Raw genomic sequence first — 19,421 nt, forward strand, 5'->3', positions numbered from 1 at the left:
GGGGTACCCCCAGCTTTTCATTCCCCTTGATGGCGCTTTTTCAATACCTTTAATACATCATCAAGAGGCAGCTGCTGTTCACGTAATAACACAAGAAGGTGATACAGGAGATCTGCTGTTTCCCATTTCAATTCTTCTTGATCTCGGTTCTTCGCTGCAATGATAACTTCAGAAGCTTCTTCCCCTACCTTTTTCAGGATTTTGTCGACTCCTTTTTCAAATAAATAGGTTGTATACGCTCCTTCTGGCATTTCCATCTGCCGCTTCGCAATGACCTGTTCCAGTTCATTTAAAATAGCAAAGCGGTCTTGTTCTCCCCTTTGCTGTTTCACGCCCTCTTCTGAAAAACAGCTATAGCTGCCTGTATGGCAGGCTGGGCCGCTTGGTGTCACTAGAACAAGCAGGGCATCTTGATCACAGTCATAGCGAATAGATGTAACACGCTGGGTATGTCCAGATGTGGCTCCTTTGTGCCAAAGCTCATTTCTCGACCGGCTAAAAAACCATGTTTCCCCTGTCTCTAATGTTTTTTCATAGGATTCTTGATTCATATACGCCAAAGTAAGAACTTCCTTGCTTTGAGCATCCTGTACAATGGCAGGAATGAGACCTGCATCATTAAAGGTTAATTCGTTTGCCTGTTTCATCTTACCTTCACCCCGTGTTCTCTCAAATATGTCTTCACCTCTTGAATTGAGGTTTCTTTATAATGGAAAATAGAGGCTGCGAGTGCGGCATCAGCTTCACCTTTCGTAAAAGCCTCCAGCATATGCTGCGCATTGCCAGCACCTCCTGAAGCAATAACTGGCACTGTGACTGCTTCTGATACAAGCTTCGTCAAACGATGCTCAAAGCCCGTTTTCTCACCATCGGCATCCATGCTAGTCAGCAAGATCTCGCCTGCTCCTCTTCGCACGGCTTCTTTCGCCCAGTCACTCACTTCTAAATCCGTTTGACGGCGTCCTCCGTGCGTATAGACCATGTATGCTTGTTTCTCTTCATCGTATTTCGCATCAATCGCAACAACGATGCACTGTGAACCAAAAAAGTCGGCTCCTTCTGTTATTAGCTCCGGTGTTAAAACAGCCGCTGTGTTCACAGACACCTTGTCTGCCCCCGCTCTTAATATACGCTTCATGTCATCAAGGTGGTTAATCCCGCCGCCCACCGTGAACGGGATAGCGAGAGTGGATGCCACTTGTTTGACCACATCCACCATCGTTTTTCGGCCTTCATGAGAGGCAGATATATCAAGAAAGACGAGTTCATCCGCACCTTCCTCGTCATAGATCTGCGCTAATTCGACCGGATCACCAGCATCCTTCAAGCCTAGAAATTGGATCCCTTTGACCACACGCCCTTCCTTTACATCAAGACATGGAATGATTCGTTTTGTCATCATATGCTGTCAAGCCCTTCAAACGCTTCAGCTAAAGTAAATTGCTTTGTGTACAGCGCCTTGCCAATGATTGCACCAGACACACCTGTCTGCTTTTGTGCTGACAGCTTTTGCAGATCACCTACTGCACTGACACCACCTGAGGCAATGACTTGTTTGCCAGTTGCTTCTGCTAATCGAACCGTACTTTCCACATTTGGACCAGACAGCATGCCGTCCATTTGAATATCCGTGAAAATGAAGACCTCTGCGCCTTCCTTTGCCAGTTCCTGACCAAGTTCCTCCGCCTTCACTTCCGACGTTTCAAGCCACCCTTCAGTCGATACAAAACCGTTTCGTGCATCAATGCCAATGGCGATTTTCTCCCCATATTGCGCCAGCATTTTTTTCACAAAAACCGGGTTCGACACCGCTGAACTGCCAAGAATGACTCTCGATACGCCATTGTTTAAATAAAATGCTACATCTTCTTCTGTCCGAATGCCGCCGCCAATTTGGACATTCACATCTAATGAGGAAGCAATCGCCAGCACATGTTCGTGATTCACGCGTTTTCCTGCTTTTGCGCCATCTAAATCAACGAGATGTATCCATTTCGCTCCTTCATTTGCAAACCGTCTCGCCATGTCTAACGGTGAATCTCCATAAATGGTTTCTTGGTCATAGTCTCCTTGCACAAGTCGTACACATTTGCCATTTCTCATATCAATTGCTGGATATAATGTAAAATCACTCATTTGCTCACCCTCTGTTCGTTTGCTAATTGAATAAACTGTTTCAGCAGTGCCATTCCTGTTGTACTGCTTTTTTCAGGGTGAAACTGCGTTCCAAACACATTCCCCTTTCCAACAACAGCAGGTACTTGCACGCCATAGGGCGCACTTGCCAATAGGTCTTCTGGATTCATGCCGCTCACATAATAAGAGTGAACAAAGTATGCAAATCCTTCCGGCACACCGTCAAATAATGGTGACGGCTGGTGAAATGTGAGCTCATTCCAGCCCATATGAGGCACCTTCAGCCTTTGTCCATCCTGATCACGATCCTTCAAAAGAACGACACGCCCTTTTAAAAGGCCTAACCCTTTTGTTTTTCCTGCTTCTTCACTTTCTTCAAACAACAACTGCATGCCAAGGCAAATGCCAAATAATAGCTTTCCTTCCTGCACGACTTGGTGGATAAACGCCTCAAGTCCTGTCTGTCTTAACAGCTGCATCGCATCACGAAACGAACCGACCCCTGGCAAAATGTACGCATCTGCCTTTTTCAGCTCCTCTGCTTCAGAAGACACGATATAAGACGCTCCTGCTCGTTCCAGTGCTTTTGATACGCTAAACAAATTTCCCATTCCATAGTCAATGACGCCAATCATTAGAGCATCCCCTTTGTCGACGGAATCCCTTTCACACGCGGATCAATGGTTGTTGCTTCATCTAAGGCGCGTGCCATCGCTTTAAAAATGGCTTCAATCATATGGTGGGTATTGGTTCCATAGTGAACGATCACATGCAGATTGATTCGTGCTTCAAGGGCAAATTTCCAAAGAAACTCATGAACCAGCTCCGTATCAAAGGTGCCGACCTTCTGACTCGGGAAATCCGCTCTCATTTCCAAATGAGGACGATTACTTAAATCCACGACGACTTGGGCGAGAGTTTCATCCATTGGAACAAAACTAGAGCCGTAGCGCTTAATTCCTTTCTTATCACCGAGCGCTTCTTTCAACATCTGCCCAAGCACAATGCCAATATCTTCTGTTGTGTGGTGATCATCGACATCTGTGTCTCCTTTTGCATCTACAGTTAAGTTAAAGTGTCCGTGCTTCGTGAATAAGTCGAGCATGTGCGTCATAAAAGGGACATCTGTCTGAATATCCGCTTTTCCTTCACCATCTATCTCTAGCGCTAACGAAATGTTCGTTTCATTTGTCTGTCTCGCTGTTTCCGCCTGTCTCATTTTGATTCCTCCCGCTTTCTCGCTTCAATCGATCTGGCATGTGCTTCAAGCCCTTCTAATCTTGCAAAAGCCGCAATGCTTTCCCTATGTGTTTCGAAGGCTTCTTTGCTATATGAAATGATACTCGTTTTCTTTTGGAAATCCGTGACACCAAGCGGACTGGAGAATCTTGCCGTCCCGTTTGTTGGCAACACATGGTTCGGTCCTGCGAAGTAATCCCCTACCGGCTCTGGGCTGTAACGCCCTAAGAAAATTGCTCCAGCATGCTTGATTTGACCAAGTAGTGATGCTGGATACGCCGTCAGCACTTCTAAATGCTCTGGGGCTAACTGGTTCACGATATCAACTGCACGATCCAAAGATTCTGTTACATAAATATAACCATGGTCTTGAATAGATTGTGCTGCAATTGATTTCCTTGGCAAAGTATCAAGCTGCGCTTGCACCTCCGCTTGCACTGCTTCAGCCAATCCTTTAGATGGTGTCACCAAAATACTAGATGCCAATGCATCATGCTCTGCCTGTGAAAGCAAATCAGCTGCCACCTCATGTGCAGTTGCCGTTTCATCTGCTAAAACAGCAATTTCACTTGGGCCCGCAATCATATCAATGTCTACTTGACCAAATACTTCCCGTTTGGCAAGTGCTACATAAATGTTTCCTGGACCGGTGATTTTATCAACAGGCTGGATACTGTCCGTTCCATATGCAAGAGCAGCTATCGCCTGAGCACCACCCATTTTGTACATTTCTGAAATGCCCAACTCCTTCGCAGCTACTAGTACAGCGTCAGACAGACGACCGTCTTTTCCTGGCGGTGTCACAAGGACAATTCGCTCAACGCCGGCAACAAGTGCCGGGATCACATTCATTAAAACAGATGATGGATAGGCGGCCGTTCCGCCTGGGACATATACACCCACCGCATCGAGCGGCGTTACTTTCTGACCTAGCATTGAGCCGTCCTTTTGGTGATAAAACCAAGAGGAGGTTAGCTGACGCTCGTGATATGTTCGAATATTCCGGATCGCTTTTTGGATGATTTTGATCATCTCCGGTTCCAAACGTTCGTAGGCTTTTGTCTTTTCATCCTCCGTCACAAGTGGTTGTTCAATAGAGACACCGTCAAATTGCTTCGTGAAAGACCGTACCGCTTCGTCACCATTTTTTCTCACTTCTTCGATTATTCGCTGAACAGCCAGTCGCTGCTCTTCCGTTCCTGTATCTAGAGAACGCTTGAGTGAGAGAGTGTCTGTCTCACCTTCTTGTATGTAGGTGATGTTCATGATGTTTCCTCCCCTTCTCCTTCGATGATTCTTGCCAGACGCTGCGCCATTTCATCGATTACCGCATCCTTCATTCGATAGCTCACAGGATTGACAATAAAACGTGACGTAATGTCACAAATATGTTCCGTTTCAACAAGCCCATTTTCCTTAAGTGTTTGACCGGTGGAGACAATGTCAACAATTCGATCGGCAAGTCCGATGAGCGGTGCTAATTCAATGGAACCATTTAGCTTAATGATCTCCACCTGCTCACCTTGTTCTCTAAAATAAGAAGAAGCGACATTTGGGTACTTTGTAGCCACACGCGGTGCGACACCGCCCCAGCTGGCTCCCGGCAAGCCCGCTACAGCTAAATGACATTTGCTAATGTTTAAATCGAGCACTTCGTACACATCCCGTGCTTCTTCAAGCATGACGTCTTTGCCTGCAATGCCCACATCCGCTACACCGTGCTCTACATATGTCGTCACATCCATTGGCTTCGCTAAAATAAAGCGGAGGTTTTCTTCCGGTACATCAATGATTAATTTTCTTGAATCTTCGAATTCCTCCGGCAGCTGATATCCAGCCTGTCTTAATAGCCCTGCTGCTTCTTCAAATATCCGCCCCTTTGGCATTGCCATTGTCAACACTTTACCCATTTTGCTCTTCCTTTCTAGCGCCGATAAAATAAGTCACTTGCTCAAATGCCTTGGTCATGGCATCGATATTTTCAATACCTGCTAAGTCTTGGAGAACAATCCTTTTGCCCTTTGTCCGCTCTTTTTCTGCAAAATCAAATGCTTCAAGACGTTGTTCTTTACTAAAAATCACTGCCTCCTGCGGCTCATTGATTTCTTTTGCATCAAGCGCTTCAAGCAGACGGTCTAATCGAAGTCCGAATCCTGTGGCTGGGGCAGGTGCATCAAAATGAGCAAGCAATTGGTCATATCTGCCGCCACTTCCGATGACTGACCCAACATGATCTGCAAATACTTCAAACAAAATTCCCGTATAGTAGCTCATATGACTGACCATGCTTAAATCCAAACGGATATATTCTGTACAGCCGTAATCTTCAAGTGTCTCCCACAGCGCCTTTAACTCCGCCAGCACTTCTTTGCCCTCTTGTGAGACCACAATTTCTTCAGCCTGCTGGGTCACTTCTTGACCGCCGCGCAGCTCTAAAAGCTGGAGCAGCCTTGTTTTATCGATGGATGAGAGCGGCAATTGTTTGACATGCTGCCTGTACCCCACATAATTCTTTTCATATAAAAATCGGCGCAATACGTTCGCCCGCTCCGTATTCCCTAGTACATCTAAAAACAAGGTCTCAGCTAAAGCCACATGCCCGATCGCAATTTTGAAGGATTGAAGTCCAGCATTTTTTAATGCAAACACGACAAGCGCTATGACCTCAGCATCTGCACTAATCGAACCATCACCGATCAATTCAATACCGACCTGCTCAAATTCAGAAGGTCTTCCGCCTTCTCTTTCCTGTGCCCGAAACACGTTAGCTGCATAACCGACTCTAAGCGGATATGCCTGTTCGTGAAGCTTTGAGGCCGCCACTCTCGCAATTGGTCCCGTCATATCAGGTCTAAGCACAAGGGTTTGACCATTTTGATCAAGAAGCTTAAACAGCTGCGTATCTGTAATCGCCGATTGAACACCGACTGTATCGTAAAATTCAAGCGTTGGCGTTTCCATTAAACGATAACCCCAACCATTCATGACCTCTGTTAAAGAATGCCTAACCCTTTTCTTCGTCTCATACAATCCTGGTAATGAATCTCGCATACCATATGGTTTTTCAAACATGAACATGTTCCGCACCTCCAACACATTAAAACAAAAAATTCCGAATCCTTTAGTTCGCTAATATGATAATATGCTAACAAAATAAAGTGATTAAATCAATCATTTTTATTTTCCCCTTTTTTTCCTTAATCATTTGTTCATATATTACATTAAAATGACACCTAATCCTTTTTGATCTCTTTGCTTTAGGAACATGCTATAATACTTAAAAATATTGAATAACACAGGAGATTACAGTGAAATTCATCCAGACATTAATCTTAACTTTGTTGTGCGCATGTCTTGTTTATTTCGGCTTTATTTTCATTTCACAATTCGACCAAGTCAAGAAAACAACGTCACCGCAAGAAGCCAAAGAAAAAGAAAATGATACCGCACTAGCAGCAGAAGAAACACGTTCTACGAAAAAAACAGAAACGACACATTCTAGTTTAAAAGGAAATAAAAAAGCCATGGACGTCATCCTCTTTAATCAAATGGATGCACCAAAGCTTTATAACGGATGCGAAGTCACGAGCTTAGCCATGCTTCTTCATTACAGCGGCTATGAGCATATAACGAAAAACGCATTGGCAAACGAGATGAAGCGTGTCCCGCTCAATTATGAGAATGGCTTAAAAGGAGACCCTCATGACGGGTTTGTAGGCGATATGGAGAATGGGCCAGGTCTTGGTGTGTATCATGAACCCATTTATCAGCTTGCGAAAAAATATGTAGGTAATCAAGCCGTTGACTTAACCGGCAAGCCAGTCAAAAAGGCCATCTATCAATCACTTGAAAAAGGTTATCCTGTCTGGGTCATTACCACTTCGACCTTTGCCAAAACAGATAACATTGAAACATGGAATACACCAAATGGGAAAATAGATATCAGCTTTAATATGCACAGCGTGGTCATCACAGGCTATGACAAAGATCACGTCTACTTAAATAACCCATACGGAGAGAAGAATCAAAAAGTCGATCGTGAACAGTTTGAGGATTCTTGGAAACAGATGGGCAGCCAGGCGATTATCATTAAAGCATAAAACCCCGCTAAATAGCGGGGTTTTTATATTCTTATTCTGCTTCAGAAACCACAGTAAAACGTTCTCCAACATGAGCAGCTTGTTCTATCTCATCGACAAGTGCAACGGCGTAGTCAGCATAACTCACATAGCTGTCACCCTTTGAATTGACGATAAGATGGTCTTTGCCTTTCACATAAGCACCTGTCCGTTTGCCTGCTGGATTAAAGAAGGCTGCTGGACTTAAAAATGTCCATTTTACTCCTTCGGTCTTTTGAAGATCTTTTAAGTTTTCTCCTTGCTGTGAAGCAGTAGCAAAGTATTCCTTTGGAAACTCCGGTGTGTCCATCAGTCTAGTTGTTTTGGCCTCATCTACAAATAAACTTCCAGCGCCTCCCACAACGATTAAACGCGTTTCTGGTGTCTCTTTTAAGAGATGAATGAGTTTTTTCCCTGCTTCTACATGAAGGTGCTCTTGTCCTGCTGGCGCACCAAATGCGTTTACGATCACATCAAAACCTTTGACGTCTCCTGCCTCTAAGTGAAAAACATCCTTTTCTAAAACAACTGCTGATGAATTGGTCACTTTTTGTGCATCTCGAACGATTGCCGTTACTTCGTGCCCTCTCGATTGAGCTTCTTTTAAAATGTGTTGTCCTGCTTTACCTGTTGCGCCAATGATTCCAATGTTCATGTAAATTCCTCCTACAATATAAGGTTATTTTGATCGCTAAAGATGTAACCGTAATGGTTACAACAGAGGTAAAAAAAATTGAATAGATCATCCAATTTTTTTGATTAAAACCTGCGTTAATTCACTTAATTTGATCTCAGCAAGCACTTGCTCCATCGCACTTTGAGCACGGCACAAAATTAATTCTAGTACAGCTTGAATATTTGCACCGATCGGACAGTCAGGGTTTGGGCTTTCATGAATTTGAAACAACTCTCCCTCATCCACCACTTCAACCGCTTTATACACATCGAGCAGTGTAATGTCATCCTCACTTCGGTTTAATTGAGAACCGCCTTTGCCAAGACTCGTTGAGATTAGGCCTGCTTTTTTGAGCTTACTCATGATACGGCGAATCACCACTGGATTTGTATTGACACTTCCTGCGATATCCTCCGATGTCTGTAAAGAACCTTTTTCAAGTGATAGCAAGGCCAGAATATGGACAGCGACAGTAAATCTGCTGCTGATTTTCATGTTTTCTCACCTCTGTTGTAATCATTATAGTTACACCATGTTAGAATGTCAACAAAAAAGTCTGCCGAGCTACTCAGCAGACGAAGATTGACGTGCTTCCATTTCCTCTTTCGTATAAATCATCCGCATTGGATTTCCTCCAACAAAGGAGCCTGCCGGAACATCTTTGTTCACAAGAGTTCCTGCCGATACAATCGCACCATCACCAATTGTCACTCCAGGTAGGATCGTTGAATTTGCTCCAATTAACACTTCATCACCAATATAGACTTCCCCAAGCCTATACTCTTTAATCAAATACTCATGGGACAGAATGGTTGTGTTATAGCCAATCACACTATTTCGACCGACAGTGATTTTCTCAGGAAACATGAGATCGACCATCACCATTAAAGCAAACGCCGTATCCTCCCCGACTTTCATTCGAAGGAAGGTGCGATAAATCCAATTTTTCATTCCCATAAAAGGCGTATAACGCGCCAGTTGAATAAAGATAAAATTTTTCACAACCTTGAGAAAGGGGACTGTCCGATAGACTTGTCTAAGCGAATTGACCCCTTTGACAGGATAACGATCTGTTTTTCTCAACTTAATCAGCTCCAACAATCGCCAAGAGATCACTCATTTTCTGCAGCATATAATCTGGGCGATGCTTTAACAGGGCTTCTTCTCCCTTAATAGACCAAGCAACACCTGCTGTTTTCGTCCCTGCCGCTTGACCAGATAAAATGTCGTGATAGTTATCGCCAACCATGATCGCCTCATGCGGATCACTGCCGAGCTTGGATAATGCCAGTTGAACTGGTTCTGGATGCGGCTTTTCATTTTGTACATCATCGAGTGTGACAATGACCTCAAAAAATGGCTCCAATCCAGTCAGCTTTAATCCCATTAAGACCGTATCACGGATTTTTGTTGTCACAATACCAAGCTTAAACCCTCGATCTTGGAGGATGTTCAACGTGTCTAACACCGTCTCGTACTCCGTCACAAGCAGGTCATGCTGTTCATGATTAAACGTTCGATACATCTGGATCATATCATCTGTCAGATTCGGATCCATTGCAGAGAATGTATCAAATAATGATGGACCAATGAAATGAAGGATATCCTCACGGCTGTATTGACCAGGGTAATAATGATCAAGCGTATGCTGAAATGAAGCAATAATTAATTCATTTGTATTGATTAATGTGCCATCTAAATCAAATAGCACTGTGTTAATAGTTGATTGGTTCATATAGCTTCCTTTCTAACAGCTGCATGTTCCCGCCTCCGCCAAATATAGCTGATGGCAGCTGTCAATAAAATAGCAGAAATAAGGCGAATAAGAAGAAGCGGCCAGACTGGAATACCTAATGGAATGAAAATGAGTGTATCTTCGACCACCGCATGACACGCCACAAGGAAAATGAAAGCAAGCGTTAAATCCTTTTTGCTGACACCGTCCTCTTTCACTGCCTTCATCATGACGCCTGCCCCGTAGGCAAGACCAATGGTTAAACCTGCCACCATCGTCATAGACGTATTTTCTTTCATTCCAAGCATTCTCGTAAAAGGAGACAGCCACTTAGACAGCGTATGGAGCCACCCTAAGTCTCTCATGAATTGAATGATGATCATGAGAGGAATGACAATACAAGCCAGCTGCAGCACACCAAGAACAGCTTTCTGTAAAGCAAGAAGTACGATCATAAACCAGCTAGAAGGCACATCAGCCGACTGAGCAGCTGTCAGCAAACCATATTGCGCCGGCTCCTCGCCTCCCTGCCAAACGAGGTGAATGACAATTGCTGACACGACGGCAAGACTGATTCTGACTAGCAAAATGATAGACACCCGCAGCCCAACCTTCGCCGCCACCGTTGATTCGATGATCAAGTTGTGACAAAAAGAGAGCATGACCGCTAAAATGAACACTTCCTTCACAGGCAGCTCTAATGTCAAGATGGCTGCAATACCCGCATACAAGTTCAGCATATTTCCTAAAACAAGCGGAATGGCCGCTTCCCCTGAAAGACCAAACAGACCCATAAAAGGACGGATGAATTGTATCATCCAATCCATCACAGGTGTATGCTGCAAGATACTAACGAGAATGGTAACCGGAAAAATGACTTTTCCAAGTGTCCAAGTTGTCGATAACCCTGCTTTCAAGCCGTTTTTCCATGTCTCACCCATCTCTTATCCCCCTTGCTTAATTTGATGAGTTGTTCTCTTTATACGGTATAGATGCATAGCCTTTGATTCTTCTAAACACAATCAGCAAAACAGCCACTGCAAATATGGCAATTGAAATCATCTGTGCAATTCGAAGATGCTCAGTCAGCATTAAGCTGTCTGTTCTCATTCCCTCAATGAAGAAACGGCCGATTGAATACCAGATTAAATAAGACAAGAACATTTCGCCTCGACGCAATGATGTTCTACGTAATAAGATTAATATCAAAACGCCTGCGATATTCCATAATGATTCATATAAGAACGTAGGGTGATAGTAGGTCCCGTCAATGTACATCTGATTAATAATAAACTCAGGCAGGTGCAAATTTTCTAAAAAGGCTCTTGAAACAGCCTCACCATGCGCTTCCTGATTAATAAAGTTCCCCCAGCGCCCGATGGCTTGCCCTAGTAAAATACTAGGCGCTGCGACATCGGCAATTTTCCAAAAGGACACCTTCCTCACTTTAGTAAAGACAATCGCTGTCAGCACCGCCCCTATCAGTCCGCCATGTATGGCAATTCCGCCATTCCAAATCTTGATGATTTCATTTGGGTGCTGCTGATAATAATCCCATTCAAAGGATACATAATAAATTCGTGCACAAATAATGGCGATAGGAATGGCAAATAAGATGAGATCAATAAACATATCTTTATTGATGCCTCTTTTTTCACACTCCCTTAATGCGAGCCAGAGTCCAAGCAGCGCTCCGACCCCAATAATCACACCATACCAATGAACCGAAATAGGTCCGAGCTGAAAAGCAATCGGATCAATTGGTTGAATTGCTTCATTCATATAGACAGCTCCTATTCATCCTGGCCATTGTCTTCAATGACATCGGCAAGTTTACTTGTAAATTGTTCCGCTGCATTATGTCCCATTCGTTTCAATCTGAAATTCATTGCAGCTACCTCGATGATGACCGCTAAATTTCGTCCCGGACGTACAGGGATGGTCAGCTTTGGTACATCTGTATCGATGATTCGCATTTTTTCTTCCTCAAGTCCTAAACGGTCATACTGTTTGCCTTGTTCCCAAAGCTCAAGGTTCATAACAATCGTAATTCTCTTATAGCTTCTGACAGCGCCCGCTCCAAATAAGGTCATCACATTAATAATGCCTAATCCACGGATTTCTAGAAGGTGCTCAATCAGCTCTGGTGCGCTTCCAACTAACGTATCCTGATCCTCTTGCCTGATTTCCACGCAATCGTCTGCAACCAGCCTGTGCCCTCTCTTCACCAATTCTAAAGCCGTTTCACTTTTACCTACGCCACTTTTTCCAATTAACAGCACACCTACACCATATACATCCACGAGTACGCCATGAATCGCAGTCGTTGGTGCAAGCTTGCTTTCTAAGAAGTTCGTTAATCGACTCGAAAGCCTTGTCGTTTTTAAGCTTGAGCGTAAAACCGGCACTCCATTTTCGTTTGAAGCTTCGATCAATTCCTTTGGTACTTCACGATCTCGTGACAAAATGATGGCAGGGGTAATATCTGTACAAAGAGACATCATTCTCTGCTTTCGTTCGCGTTCTGGGAGCTGTTCAAAAAAAGAAAGCTCTGTCTTCCCTAAAAGTTGAACTCTTTCTTTTGGGTAATATGTAAAATATCCAGCCATTTCAATACCTGGTCTGGAAAGGTCACTGATTGTAATGGGACGATTAATCCCTTCTTCCCCACTTACCAGTTCAAGATGAAATTGTTCCATTATGTCCTTCGTACGAACTTTCGGCACGCTTCTTCCTCCTTTTATCACAGGCGTTTCAGAAATACAGCTCTATTTTATCACTTTCAATGATGAACCCAAAACAGTATTTTATCCTGATCCTGTTTCAACACATTTACTGGTATAGACAACTATACTTAAAAAAGGTAAACTGAATCTAACGACGAGAATAAGGGGGCACAATCATGAGCAGTTCTTTATTGCTCTCCAATATTCATATTGTGACAAAGACAGAAATCATTAAAAACGGTTTTGTCGGTTTACGCGATGGCAAGATCGACTATATTTCAACATCACCGCCGACAGGAAATTATGAAAAAGTATATATTTCCCGGGAAAACTTTTATTTACTCCCCGGAATGATTGATATTCACATCCATGGGGGATATGGTGCAGATATGATGGATGCGACACCAGAAGCCATGAATACGCTTGCTGATCACTTACCCGCAGAAGGAACGACAAGCTTTTTAGCAACAACCATTACACAAAATCATCAAGAGATTGAGCAAGCACTTAAAAATGTCGCACAGTGGAGACCCTATAATGAAAAGCAAGCTGGAAGGCAGGCACAATGTTTAGGCATTCATCTAGAAGGTCCTTTTATTTCTAAAGATAAAGCTGGAGCGCAGCCTGCCCAATGGATTACACAGGCTAACCTTCCTCTTTTTGAGAAATGGCTGAGTGCATCTGATCAGCTGATTCGAATTGTCACTTTTGCACCTGAGGAAGATACTGATTTTGCATTTCTTTCCCTGCTAAAAGAAAAAAATATCATTCCTTCTATTGGACATACAAATGCTCCTCATGACATGATTGAACTAGCAGCAAAGCACGGTGCGCGTCATGTCACGCATCTTTATAATGCGATGAGTTCATTTCAGCATCGTGAGCCAAATGTTGCAGGGGCTGCGCTTACAAACGAAAAGCTTTTGACTGAGCTGATTACAGATGGCATTCATTCACATCCTCTTTCCGTAAAGCTTGCGTATTTGGCTAAGGGAAGTGAACGTTTGATCATGATTACAGACTCAATGCGTGCAAAAGGACTTGGAGAGGGAACCTACGAATTTGGCGGACAGACTGTGACAGTCAGCGGTGAAAAAGCATTGCTAGCAGATGGAACACTTGCAGGATCGATTTTACAAATGAAAGATGGGGTCAAACGTATGAGACAGATCACACAATGTGGATGGACAGAAATTGCTCAAATGACCTCAACAAATGCAGCCACTCAGCTCGGGATCGATCATCAGCTCGGTTCGATCGAAGTTGGAAAACTGGCAGACTTGGTCATTTGGGATGAATCTGGCGAACTCATGATGACGATCTGCCATGGACAAATCGTTTATGAAAAAAAGGAGGCCACACACTGATGAACATCATCGAATTTGCAGATAAAGATCAATTAGGAAAAGCAGCAGCTGCTTTCATTGCACGTACCATTGAATCAAAAACAGATGCGGTTCTCGGTCTGGCAACTGGCGGTACACCAATTGATACTTATAAAGAGTTAATTCAGTTGCATCAAACAGAACAATTGTCTTTCAAACAAGCAAGAACAGTGAATCTGGATGAGTACGTGGGAATTGATCCAAATCATGAAAATAGTTATATGACTTACATGAAGCGTCATTTATTCGACCATATTGATCTCCCATCAGATCAATATTTCCTCCCCAATGGTGCTGCTGCTCACTTGGAAGAAGAGTGCTTAAGGTATGATCAGCTCATTGAAGATTTAGGGGGCATTGATCTTCAGCTACTTGGTATCGGACAAAATGGACATATCGGGTTTAATGAACCTGGTACTCCTTTTGACTCAAAGACGCATGTCGTTCAATTAGATGAACACACTCGCCAAGCCAATGCAAGGTACTTTTCTTCTATTGATGAGGTGCCTACACATGCCATTACAATGGGAATTGCAAGCATTCTTTCAAGTAAAAAAATTCTCCTTCTCGCATCAGGAAAATCAAAAGCGGACGTGATACAATATTTAGAACGAACTGAGATTCACCCAGACTTCCCTGCATCTGCTCTGAAACTTCATGAAGATGTGACGATTTTTATTGATCGAGAAGCTGGTTCACTACGCTAAACACGAGAGGATTTTCACATGTTTATTGATAAGCAGTCACCTATCCCCATGTACCATCAGATTATGGAGAACTTGAAAAAGCAGATTGAGGATGGAACGTTAGCACCTGATACACTCATTCCTTCTGAAAGAGAATATGCCGAACGCTTTGGTATTAGCCGAATGACTGTCAGACAAGCCTTATCGAACCTTGTGAACGAAGGATATTTATACCGGCAAAAAGGAAAAGGAACATTTGTTAGCCGAAAGAAATTTGAACAACCGCTTCAGGGCTTAACAAGCTTTACAGAAGATATGCGTCAACGTGGGCTCAAACCTTCAAGTCAGTTGATTGATTTCAAAAAAGTCACATGTCCAGAGCACTTGCTGCAATCATTACAGCTGTCGAACAGTGAAGATGTCTATGAATTAAAACGAATCCGCCTTGCAAACGATGAACCAATGGCTATTGAAACGAGTTATATACCTGAAAAATTTGCTGGCGAGCTCACAAAGGAACATTTAACTGGATCTTTATATGAATATATAGAAGCGAACACAGGTCTAACCATCGCTCATGCCAAGCAGGAGCTTGAAGCCAATGTTGCTTCAAAGGAAGAGGCTAACGTGCTGTCTATTTCATTAGGGGACCCTGTTCTCTCCATTGCAAGAACAACTTATTTTCAAAATGACCTTCCATTCGAGTATGTCATGTCCGTTTATAGAGGGGATCGATACAAGCTCACTCACACAATGGAAAGATAAAACTGTGCTCCTGAAAGCACAGTTTTTTATTTCCTAAGAAATGTTGATTGATCATCATTTTTTGTATGAATTTTCCATATAGGAGAAATCGCTTTCCCTTCGAAACGGTCTTTTGCGACAGTGTACCAATAATATTCTTGATTTGGCTTTAACCCTTTCCATTCAAAGCTTGCTTTTTTACCACTTTTCACACCTTTGACCTCTCCAAGAAGAACGTTTGTGTAGACATTCAATTCAAAATAATTGGTTTTAACGGATTTCATTTTTGGTGTTAAATCGACATCAATTGAAAATTCATCTTGATCTCCATACGTTTTTGGATCATAGAAATGTTCTTGATTCAAGTAGGGTGAATATGTGGTGAAATGAAGTTTATTTTTTTCTTGATCCGCAGTGATCAGCCGCATAAAACCTTGACCGCCTTCAGGACCTGACTGGTAATCTGCAAGGATTTGATATACTTTTCTGTCCACTTTTCCATCATGATCATCGTCAATCTCATCTACTTTTCGACTGGCTCCGTGGTAGTGGCCGCTAAATACTGCGACAATATTCGGGTGACGCTTTACCACTTGATGGAAGATCAAATCTCCAATTGGGCTTCGATTGCCGCTCACTAACAAATACTCATGGAAATTTAAAATGACAATTCGATCTGGATGTTCAGAAATGACTCGATTTAACCAGTCAATCTCATTTTGCTTGATCCCCCAGCCCATATACACCATCATATAATCATTGCCACCAGCAGAGATAAGATCATAATGACCTCGATTATTTTGATAGGATTCACCGTAATATGGCTTGTCTTCAAAGCGTTTCGCTCCAAAGTATCTCCCATATTCCCTATAATGGCCGTCTTTGTGTCTGACATCATGATTACCAGCTAATACACCGTAAGGAATCTGATGCTGATCTAACACACGCATAAACGTATCGGCACGATTCCACTGCTTATCCTTTGAATCATCCACAATATCACCTGTATGGAACACATATTGAATATTTAATGGGTCCCTTTGATCTCTGATCCACTCGACCATTTTTTTGAAGATATGAGGATAACTTCTGGCATAATATTGAGTATCAGACATCCACACCATCTTATAAGGCTTTAACGTCTTACTGATCTCATCTTGTACAAGCAAATCAAACGTTTGATTTTTCATATACTGTCTGACTGACAGCAGCCCTTTCAGGTAAAATTCCTTTTCATCCTTGGCAAAGTGATGAGTGATTTTATCCCACTTTTCTTGCTGATGATTCCAAGCGTACATCGTTACCTTTCTCCCTGATAATGAGCTTCCTTTCCATACAGCCTCGACAACATCCTTTTCACGTACATCGTGATGAACCTTGATTTGAAAGCGATGATAAGGAAAATGCTGTAGATCTTTCGTTTCCACTGATTTACCATCAGCAAATGCAATGCGATTTCTTTCTCGATTAGAAAAAATCATTTCACCTGTTTCATTTAAATGTTTTGGCGGCTCTGTTTCCGCTGCATATTTGAAAATCTTCATGGACGGATGCAGCGATGTATATTGATAGGCACGGTAAAAGGAGTAATCTAACTGATCATTAGTAGGATCATTGGTTAGCACTGTTTGCTTAGATGATTCCTTTTTTGTCCTATCTGACACTCTCTCTGGCGTTTCAGGGTGTTCATGTACCGTCTTAAAAACCTTTTTCAAAGTTGATTTGTTTCCAGCGGCATCTTTTGCTTTTATCTTCAATGTGTGCTCCCCAGGTTCTAATTCGCTAGAGGACGTTTGATAAGGCAAAGAGATGGGTTTTCCATCTAAATATGCCTTCATCTCCGCTATATCACTCCAACGATCCGTCACCTTTGCCTTTAACGTAAAGACGCCTTTATATTGGTCATTTGCCTGTATATTACTCTTGATTTTCGGACCCGTGTTATCGACTTTCACACGTACAGATTGAGATTCGTCTGCAGTTTTAGCCTGAACAACATGTACTCCTTCTTTCAGCCTTCTTGTATCCCACTGAATATAGCTTGAAGCATATGCTTGCTTCGGGATTTGAAACTGAAATGCTCTTACTTTCTTAGCGCTTCCACCGTCGCCCATTTTCCATTCCTCATGCTGGCTCGCATTTAGAGGCAGAATTTGAGTGCCATTCGATAAAATCATCTGGACATTTTTCAATTCAAAATCATCGTGATTTTCTCCAGGAAATCGGTCAAACGGCGATGACTTCGTCCCAGCATGGAATGATATCGTTTGTGGACCTGCCTTTTCTAAGTGTTTTTCTGGTATTGGTATCGTATAGGTGCGATACACTTTTGTCGAATCATCAAAAATGGAAAGTAAGTGCTTACCTATAGACACACCATTCTTAAAATATAAATTTGTCCCTTTGACATCAAATGCAAGATATGGATCTGCTTCAAGTGCAGGGAATACTTGTCGAATCGGTTTTCCATCTATCATTAATTTTATACTTTTTTTCTGATCTGCTGTTGCTTTTAAGTGAAATACGCCAGAAACCGTATCTCCTTCTTCTACATTCAATCGAAGGCCGTGAGCCTTGCTTACTTGTTCCACATCAATTGTTTTTTTCATTGTCATTGCTTGATTTTCGCCGTCTGACGCTTCAATCTGATATTCCAATCGTTCTTTACCGATGAGCTCAGGTGAATAAATAATATGGTGAAACAGCCGATCATTATGATCCTTTTGAAGCAGCACCTCTTTAAAATCTTCATGACGATTGGTTCGATATCGCAATTTGACCGTTTTGACGGACTGATCATCCTGCACATCTGCTCTCATTTCAATGCCTTCAGTTGGTTTTATCGGTTGATTGTCTGTCATATCTTCGATCACAGGTTTATGAACATCTTGTGATATTTCTTTTTTTTCAGTTGGAATTTGTGCTTTTAACACTTTTCCGGGTGTCGGCTCTTCCTCCACTTTCGAGATCAGCTTCATTTGTGTCGTACCATCCATTGGATACTTGAACAGTAACGATCTGTGCTCGCTAAACAATGAAGGCTTTAAACGATAGGATGCCGACGATACCTCTTCTCCTATATTGGTTGTGATAGAAACAAGGCGTGATTTAGAATTGGACAATCCTTTACTCTCAATGACCGATAGATGCTCGCCCTCTTTTAAATGGCTTTTGTACATCGCATTAAAGTCCGCTACCGTTAAATGCTCCTGCCCTTTTTTTCTAAGCCAAAATACGTACGGTTTCCCAGGAGAAATGGTGATCGGACTTGTGTGAAATGAATATATATCATCCATCTCCACGCCTTGCGCTGGATTGCGATAGCGAAGCTGGTAATGTCGAAGTGAAATGGGTGCATGTGTTGTGTTATACACCTCGATGAATTCAAAAGCATCCTTGCCTTTGCGGTTTTTTGAATTCACGACGATTTCTGTCATCAATAGCTCAGGAATTTGTGAGAGATCCTCTTCAAATCCGTTTAAGTGAACTGCTTGTTCGGTTGTTTTGATGACAGACTTCTGCGTCAAGAATTCTGTATAGTAATGAACTGTTGGATTCCACAATTGATCTGTCGGGATTTTCGCTGTAAATTCTGGTTTCATCCCCGGCAATCGTTCCATTGGGATCAATCGATATCCTAGCTCATCACTCTGTTTATAGTACAAGTTTGCAGACAAAATTTGCTCTGACTGACTAATAGATGCCCGAAATTGAAGATCACGTTTTTTTCCTTGAACCGGACGGACATCAACTTGAAATTGATCAAAGATAAAAGGTGAAAAGGGCTTATTTCGTATGTTCACTTGTGTTTGTGTCAAAGATCCTGCTGAAGCAGGCTGACTGAAACAAAAAAGAATGCTCAAAAAAAGCAAAAGAATGATTTGTCTGCTCACATTCACCATCGTGCACCGCCTCCCTTCGAATATTGTGTCTCCTGAAGACGGTTTTTATGACAGATGGAACGGGGAAACGATAT

Annotated in this window: 20 protein-coding genes; 4 read left to right on the plus strand and 16 right to left on the minus strand. The window is 42.6% G+C overall.

The genetic code is table 11. From position 1 onward, the window contains the following. Window positions 1–17: 17 nt before the first annotated feature. The 8 genes from hisIE to BA79_RS05840 are packed head-to-tail and all read right to left on the minus strand — an operon-like array spanning window position 18 to window position 6,453. Window positions 18–647 (minus strand): bifunctional phosphoribosyl-AMP cyclohydrolase/phosphoribosyl-ATP diphosphatase HisIE, encoded by a 630-nt coding sequence (gene hisIE / locus BA79_RS05805; RefSeq protein WP_025208029.1) that lies wholly within the window; start codon window positions 645–647, stop codon window positions 18–20. Further along, complete coding sequence (hisF, locus tag BA79_RS05810; RefSeq protein ID WP_035701517.1) at window positions 644–1,402, minus strand: imidazole glycerol phosphate synthase subunit HisF; 759 nt, start codon at window positions 1,400–1,402, stop codon at window positions 644–646. Before hisF ends, hisIE begins: the two co-directional genes overlap by 4 nt. Then, window positions 1,399–2,136 carry a 1-(5-phosphoribosyl)-5-[(5-phosphoribosylamino)methylideneamino]imidazole-4-carboxamide isomerase gene (gene hisA / locus BA79_RS05815; protein ID WP_035701523.1) on the minus strand — a complete coding sequence of 246 codons (738 nt, stop codon included), beginning with the start codon at window positions 2,134–2,136 and terminating at the stop codon, window positions 1,399–1,401. Before hisA ends, hisF begins: the two co-directional genes overlap by 4 nt. Continuing rightward, window positions 2,133–2,771, minus strand: coding sequence for an imidazole glycerol phosphate synthase subunit HisH (gene hisH, locus BA79_RS05820; RefSeq protein ID WP_007500077.1), 639 nt, complete (start codon window positions 2,769–2,771; stop codon window positions 2,133–2,135). The genes hisA and hisH overlap by 4 nt, the downstream gene beginning before the upstream one ends. Next, window positions 2,771–3,355 carry an imidazoleglycerol-phosphate dehydratase HisB gene (gene hisB, locus BA79_RS05825; protein WP_017357901.1) on the minus strand — a complete coding sequence of 195 codons (585 nt, stop codon included), beginning with the start codon at window positions 3,353–3,355 and terminating at the stop codon, window positions 2,771–2,773. The genes hisH and hisB overlap by 1 nt, the downstream gene beginning before the upstream one ends. After that, on the minus strand, window positions 3,352–4,641 hold the full coding sequence (gene hisD, locus BA79_RS05830) for a histidinol dehydrogenase (protein WP_035701526.1): 1,290 nt from the start codon (window positions 4,639–4,641) through the stop codon (window positions 3,352–3,354). Before hisD ends, hisB begins: the two co-directional genes overlap by 4 nt. After that, a complete protein-coding gene (hisG, locus tag BA79_RS05835) occupies window positions 4,638–5,285 on the minus strand; it encodes an ATP phosphoribosyltransferase (protein WP_007500071.1) in 648 nt (215 codons plus the stop codon). Before hisG ends, hisD begins: the two co-directional genes overlap by 4 nt. Next, window positions 5,278–6,453 carry an ATP phosphoribosyltransferase regulatory subunit gene (locus BA79_RS05840; RefSeq protein WP_017368113.1) on the minus strand — a complete coding sequence of 392 codons (1,176 nt, stop codon included), beginning with the start codon at window positions 6,451–6,453 and terminating at the stop codon, window positions 5,278–5,280. The genes hisG and BA79_RS05840 overlap by 8 nt, the downstream gene beginning before the upstream one ends. A 230-nt stretch (window positions 6,454–6,683) precedes the next feature. Between BA79_RS05840 and BA79_RS05845 the strand changes: the two genes are divergently transcribed. Beyond that, entirely contained in the window at window positions 6,684–7,475 is a 792-nt protein-coding gene (locus BA79_RS05845) for a C39 family peptidase (protein ID WP_025208035.1), read from the plus strand. A 31-nt stretch (window positions 7,476–7,506) separates the two neighbouring features. Here BA79_RS05845 and BA79_RS05850 read toward each other — a convergent pair whose 3' ends face one another. The 7 genes from BA79_RS05850 to hprK all read right to left on the minus strand — a co-directional run bounded on the left by BA79_RS05850 (window position 7,507) and on the right by hprK (window position 12,630). Next, the gene (locus tag BA79_RS05850; protein ID WP_035701528.1) at window positions 7,507–8,148 is read right to left on the minus strand and encodes an NAD(P)-dependent oxidoreductase; all 642 of its coding nucleotides are present in this window, start codon (window positions 8,146–8,148) and stop codon (window positions 7,507–7,509) included. 87 nt (window positions 8,149–8,235) lie between these two features. After that, window positions 8,236–8,664, minus strand: coding sequence for an Rrf2 family transcriptional regulator (locus tag BA79_RS05855; protein ID WP_003213266.1), 429 nt, complete (start codon window positions 8,662–8,664; stop codon window positions 8,236–8,238). Window positions 8,665–8,733: 69 nt separating this feature from the next. Further along, window positions 8,734–9,252, minus strand: coding sequence for an acyltransferase (locus tag BA79_RS05860; protein WP_035701530.1), 519 nt, complete (start codon window positions 9,250–9,252; stop codon window positions 8,734–8,736). Between the two features lies 1 nt (window position 9,253). Beyond that, window positions 9,254–9,904 (minus strand): pyrophosphatase PpaX, encoded by a 651-nt coding sequence (gene ppaX / locus BA79_RS05865; RefSeq protein ID WP_035701533.1) that lies wholly within the window; start codon window positions 9,902–9,904, stop codon window positions 9,254–9,256. After that, a complete protein-coding gene (locus BA79_RS05870; protein WP_035701535.1) occupies window positions 9,901–10,845 on the minus strand; it encodes a nucleoside recognition domain-containing protein in 945 nt (314 codons plus the stop codon). Before BA79_RS05870 ends, ppaX begins: the two co-directional genes overlap by 4 nt. A gap of 16 nt (window positions 10,846–10,861) precedes the next feature. Continuing rightward, on the minus strand, window positions 10,862–11,686 hold the full coding sequence (gene lgt, locus BA79_RS05875; protein ID WP_035701537.1) for a prolipoprotein diacylglyceryl transferase: 825 nt from the start codon (window positions 11,684–11,686) through the stop codon (window positions 10,862–10,864). Window positions 11,687–11,697: 11 nt separating this feature from the next. Beyond that, a complete protein-coding gene (hprK, locus tag BA79_RS05880) occupies window positions 11,698–12,630 on the minus strand; it encodes an HPr(Ser) kinase/phosphatase (protein ID WP_003212943.1) in 933 nt (310 codons plus the stop codon). A gap of 176 nt (window positions 12,631–12,806) precedes the next feature. Here hprK and nagA point away from each other — a divergent pair, with 176 nt between their 5' ends. Genes nagA through BA79_RS05895 form a run of 3 tightly spaced genes read left to right on the plus strand, consistent with a single transcriptional unit; the run spans window position 12,807 to window position 15,466 of the window. Beyond that, on the plus strand, window positions 12,807–13,997 hold the full coding sequence (gene nagA, locus BA79_RS05885; RefSeq protein ID WP_035701539.1) for an N-acetylglucosamine-6-phosphate deacetylase: 1,191 nt from the start codon (window positions 12,807–12,809) through the stop codon (window positions 13,995–13,997). After that, window positions 13,997–14,722 carry a glucosamine-6-phosphate deaminase gene (nagB, locus tag BA79_RS05890; RefSeq protein WP_008348174.1) on the plus strand — a complete coding sequence of 242 codons (726 nt, stop codon included), beginning with the start codon at window positions 13,997–13,999 and terminating at the stop codon, window positions 14,720–14,722. Before nagA ends, nagB begins: the two co-directional genes overlap by 1 nt. A gap of 18 nt (window positions 14,723–14,740) precedes the next feature. Further along, window positions 14,741–15,466, plus strand: coding sequence for a GntR family transcriptional regulator (locus BA79_RS05895; RefSeq protein WP_008348177.1), 726 nt, complete (start codon window positions 14,741–14,743; stop codon window positions 15,464–15,466). 26 nt (window positions 15,467–15,492) lie between these two features. On the opposite strand, the gene BA79_RS05900 is transcribed toward BA79_RS05895, so the two are convergent. Then, a complete protein-coding gene (locus tag BA79_RS05900; protein ID WP_035701543.1) occupies window positions 15,493–19,347 on the minus strand; it encodes a lamin tail domain-containing metallophosphoesterase family protein in 3,855 nt (1,284 codons plus the stop codon). Window positions 19,348–19,421: the final 74 nt, after the last annotated feature.

This window comes from Bacillus altitudinis 41KF2b, assembly GCF_000691145.1.
GTDB lineage: Bacteria > Bacillota > Bacilli > Bacillales > Bacillaceae > Bacillus > Bacillus altitudinis.

What these genes read in the sequence shown, in the direction of transcription:
- hisIE (WP_025208029.1), bottom strand. Translation starts at nt 647, where the DNA reads ATGAAACAGGCAAACGAATTAACCTTTAATGATGCAGGTCTCATTCCT.
- hisF (WP_035701517.1), bottom strand. Translation starts at nt 1,402, where the DNA reads ATGATGACAAAACGAATCATTCCATGTCTTGATGTAAAGGAAGGGCGT.
- hisA (WP_035701523.1), bottom strand. Translation starts at nt 2,136, where the DNA reads ATGAGTGATTTTACATTATATCCAGCAATTGATATGAGAAATGGCAAA.
- hisH (WP_007500077.1), bottom strand. Translation starts at nt 2,771, where the DNA reads ATGATTGGCGTCATTGACTATGGAATGGGAAATTTGTTTAGCGTATCA.
- hisB (WP_017357901.1), bottom strand. Translation starts at nt 3,355, where the DNA reads ATGAGACAGGCGGAAACAGCGAGACAGACAAATGAAACGAACATTTCG.
- hisD (WP_035701526.1), bottom strand. Translation starts at nt 4,641, where the DNA reads ATGAACATCACCTACATACAAGAAGGTGAGACAGACACTCTCTCACTC.
- hisG (WP_007500071.1), bottom strand. Translation starts at nt 5,285, where the DNA reads ATGGGTAAAGTGTTGACAATGGCAATGCCAAAGGGGCGGATATTTGAA.
- BA79_RS05840 (WP_017368113.1), bottom strand. Translation starts at nt 6,453, where the DNA reads ATGTTCATGTTTGAAAAACCATATGGTATGCGAGATTCATTACCAGGA.
- BA79_RS05850 (WP_035701528.1), bottom strand. Translation starts at nt 8,148, where the DNA reads ATGAACATTGGAATCATTGGCGCAACAGGTAAAGCAGGACAACACATT.
- BA79_RS05855 (WP_003213266.1), bottom strand. Translation starts at nt 8,664, where the DNA reads ATGAAAATCAGCAGCAGATTTACTGTCGCTGTCCATATTCTGGCCTTG.
- ppaX (WP_035701533.1), bottom strand. Translation starts at nt 9,904, where the DNA reads ATGAACCAATCAACTATTAACACAGTGCTATTTGATTTAGATGGCACA.
- BA79_RS05870 (WP_035701535.1), bottom strand. Translation starts at nt 10,845, where the DNA reads ATGGGTGAGACATGGAAAAACGGCTTGAAAGCAGGGTTATCGACAACT.
- lgt (WP_035701537.1), bottom strand. Translation starts at nt 11,686, where the DNA reads ATGAATGAAGCAATTCAACCAATTGATCCGATTGCTTTTCAGCTCGGA.
- nagA (WP_035701539.1), top strand. Translation starts at nt 12,807, where the DNA reads ATGAGCAGTTCTTTATTGCTCTCCAATATTCATATTGTGACAAAGACA.
- nagB (WP_008348174.1), top strand. Translation starts at nt 13,997, where the DNA reads ATGAACATCATCGAATTTGCAGATAAAGATCAATTAGGAAAAGCAGCA.
- BA79_RS05895 (WP_008348177.1), top strand. Translation starts at nt 14,741, where the DNA reads ATGTTTATTGATAAGCAGTCACCTATCCCCATGTACCATCAGATTATG.
- BA79_RS05900 (WP_035701543.1), bottom strand. Translation starts at nt 19,347, where the DNA reads ATGGTGAATGTGAGCAGACAAATCATTCTTTTGCTTTTTTTGAGCATT.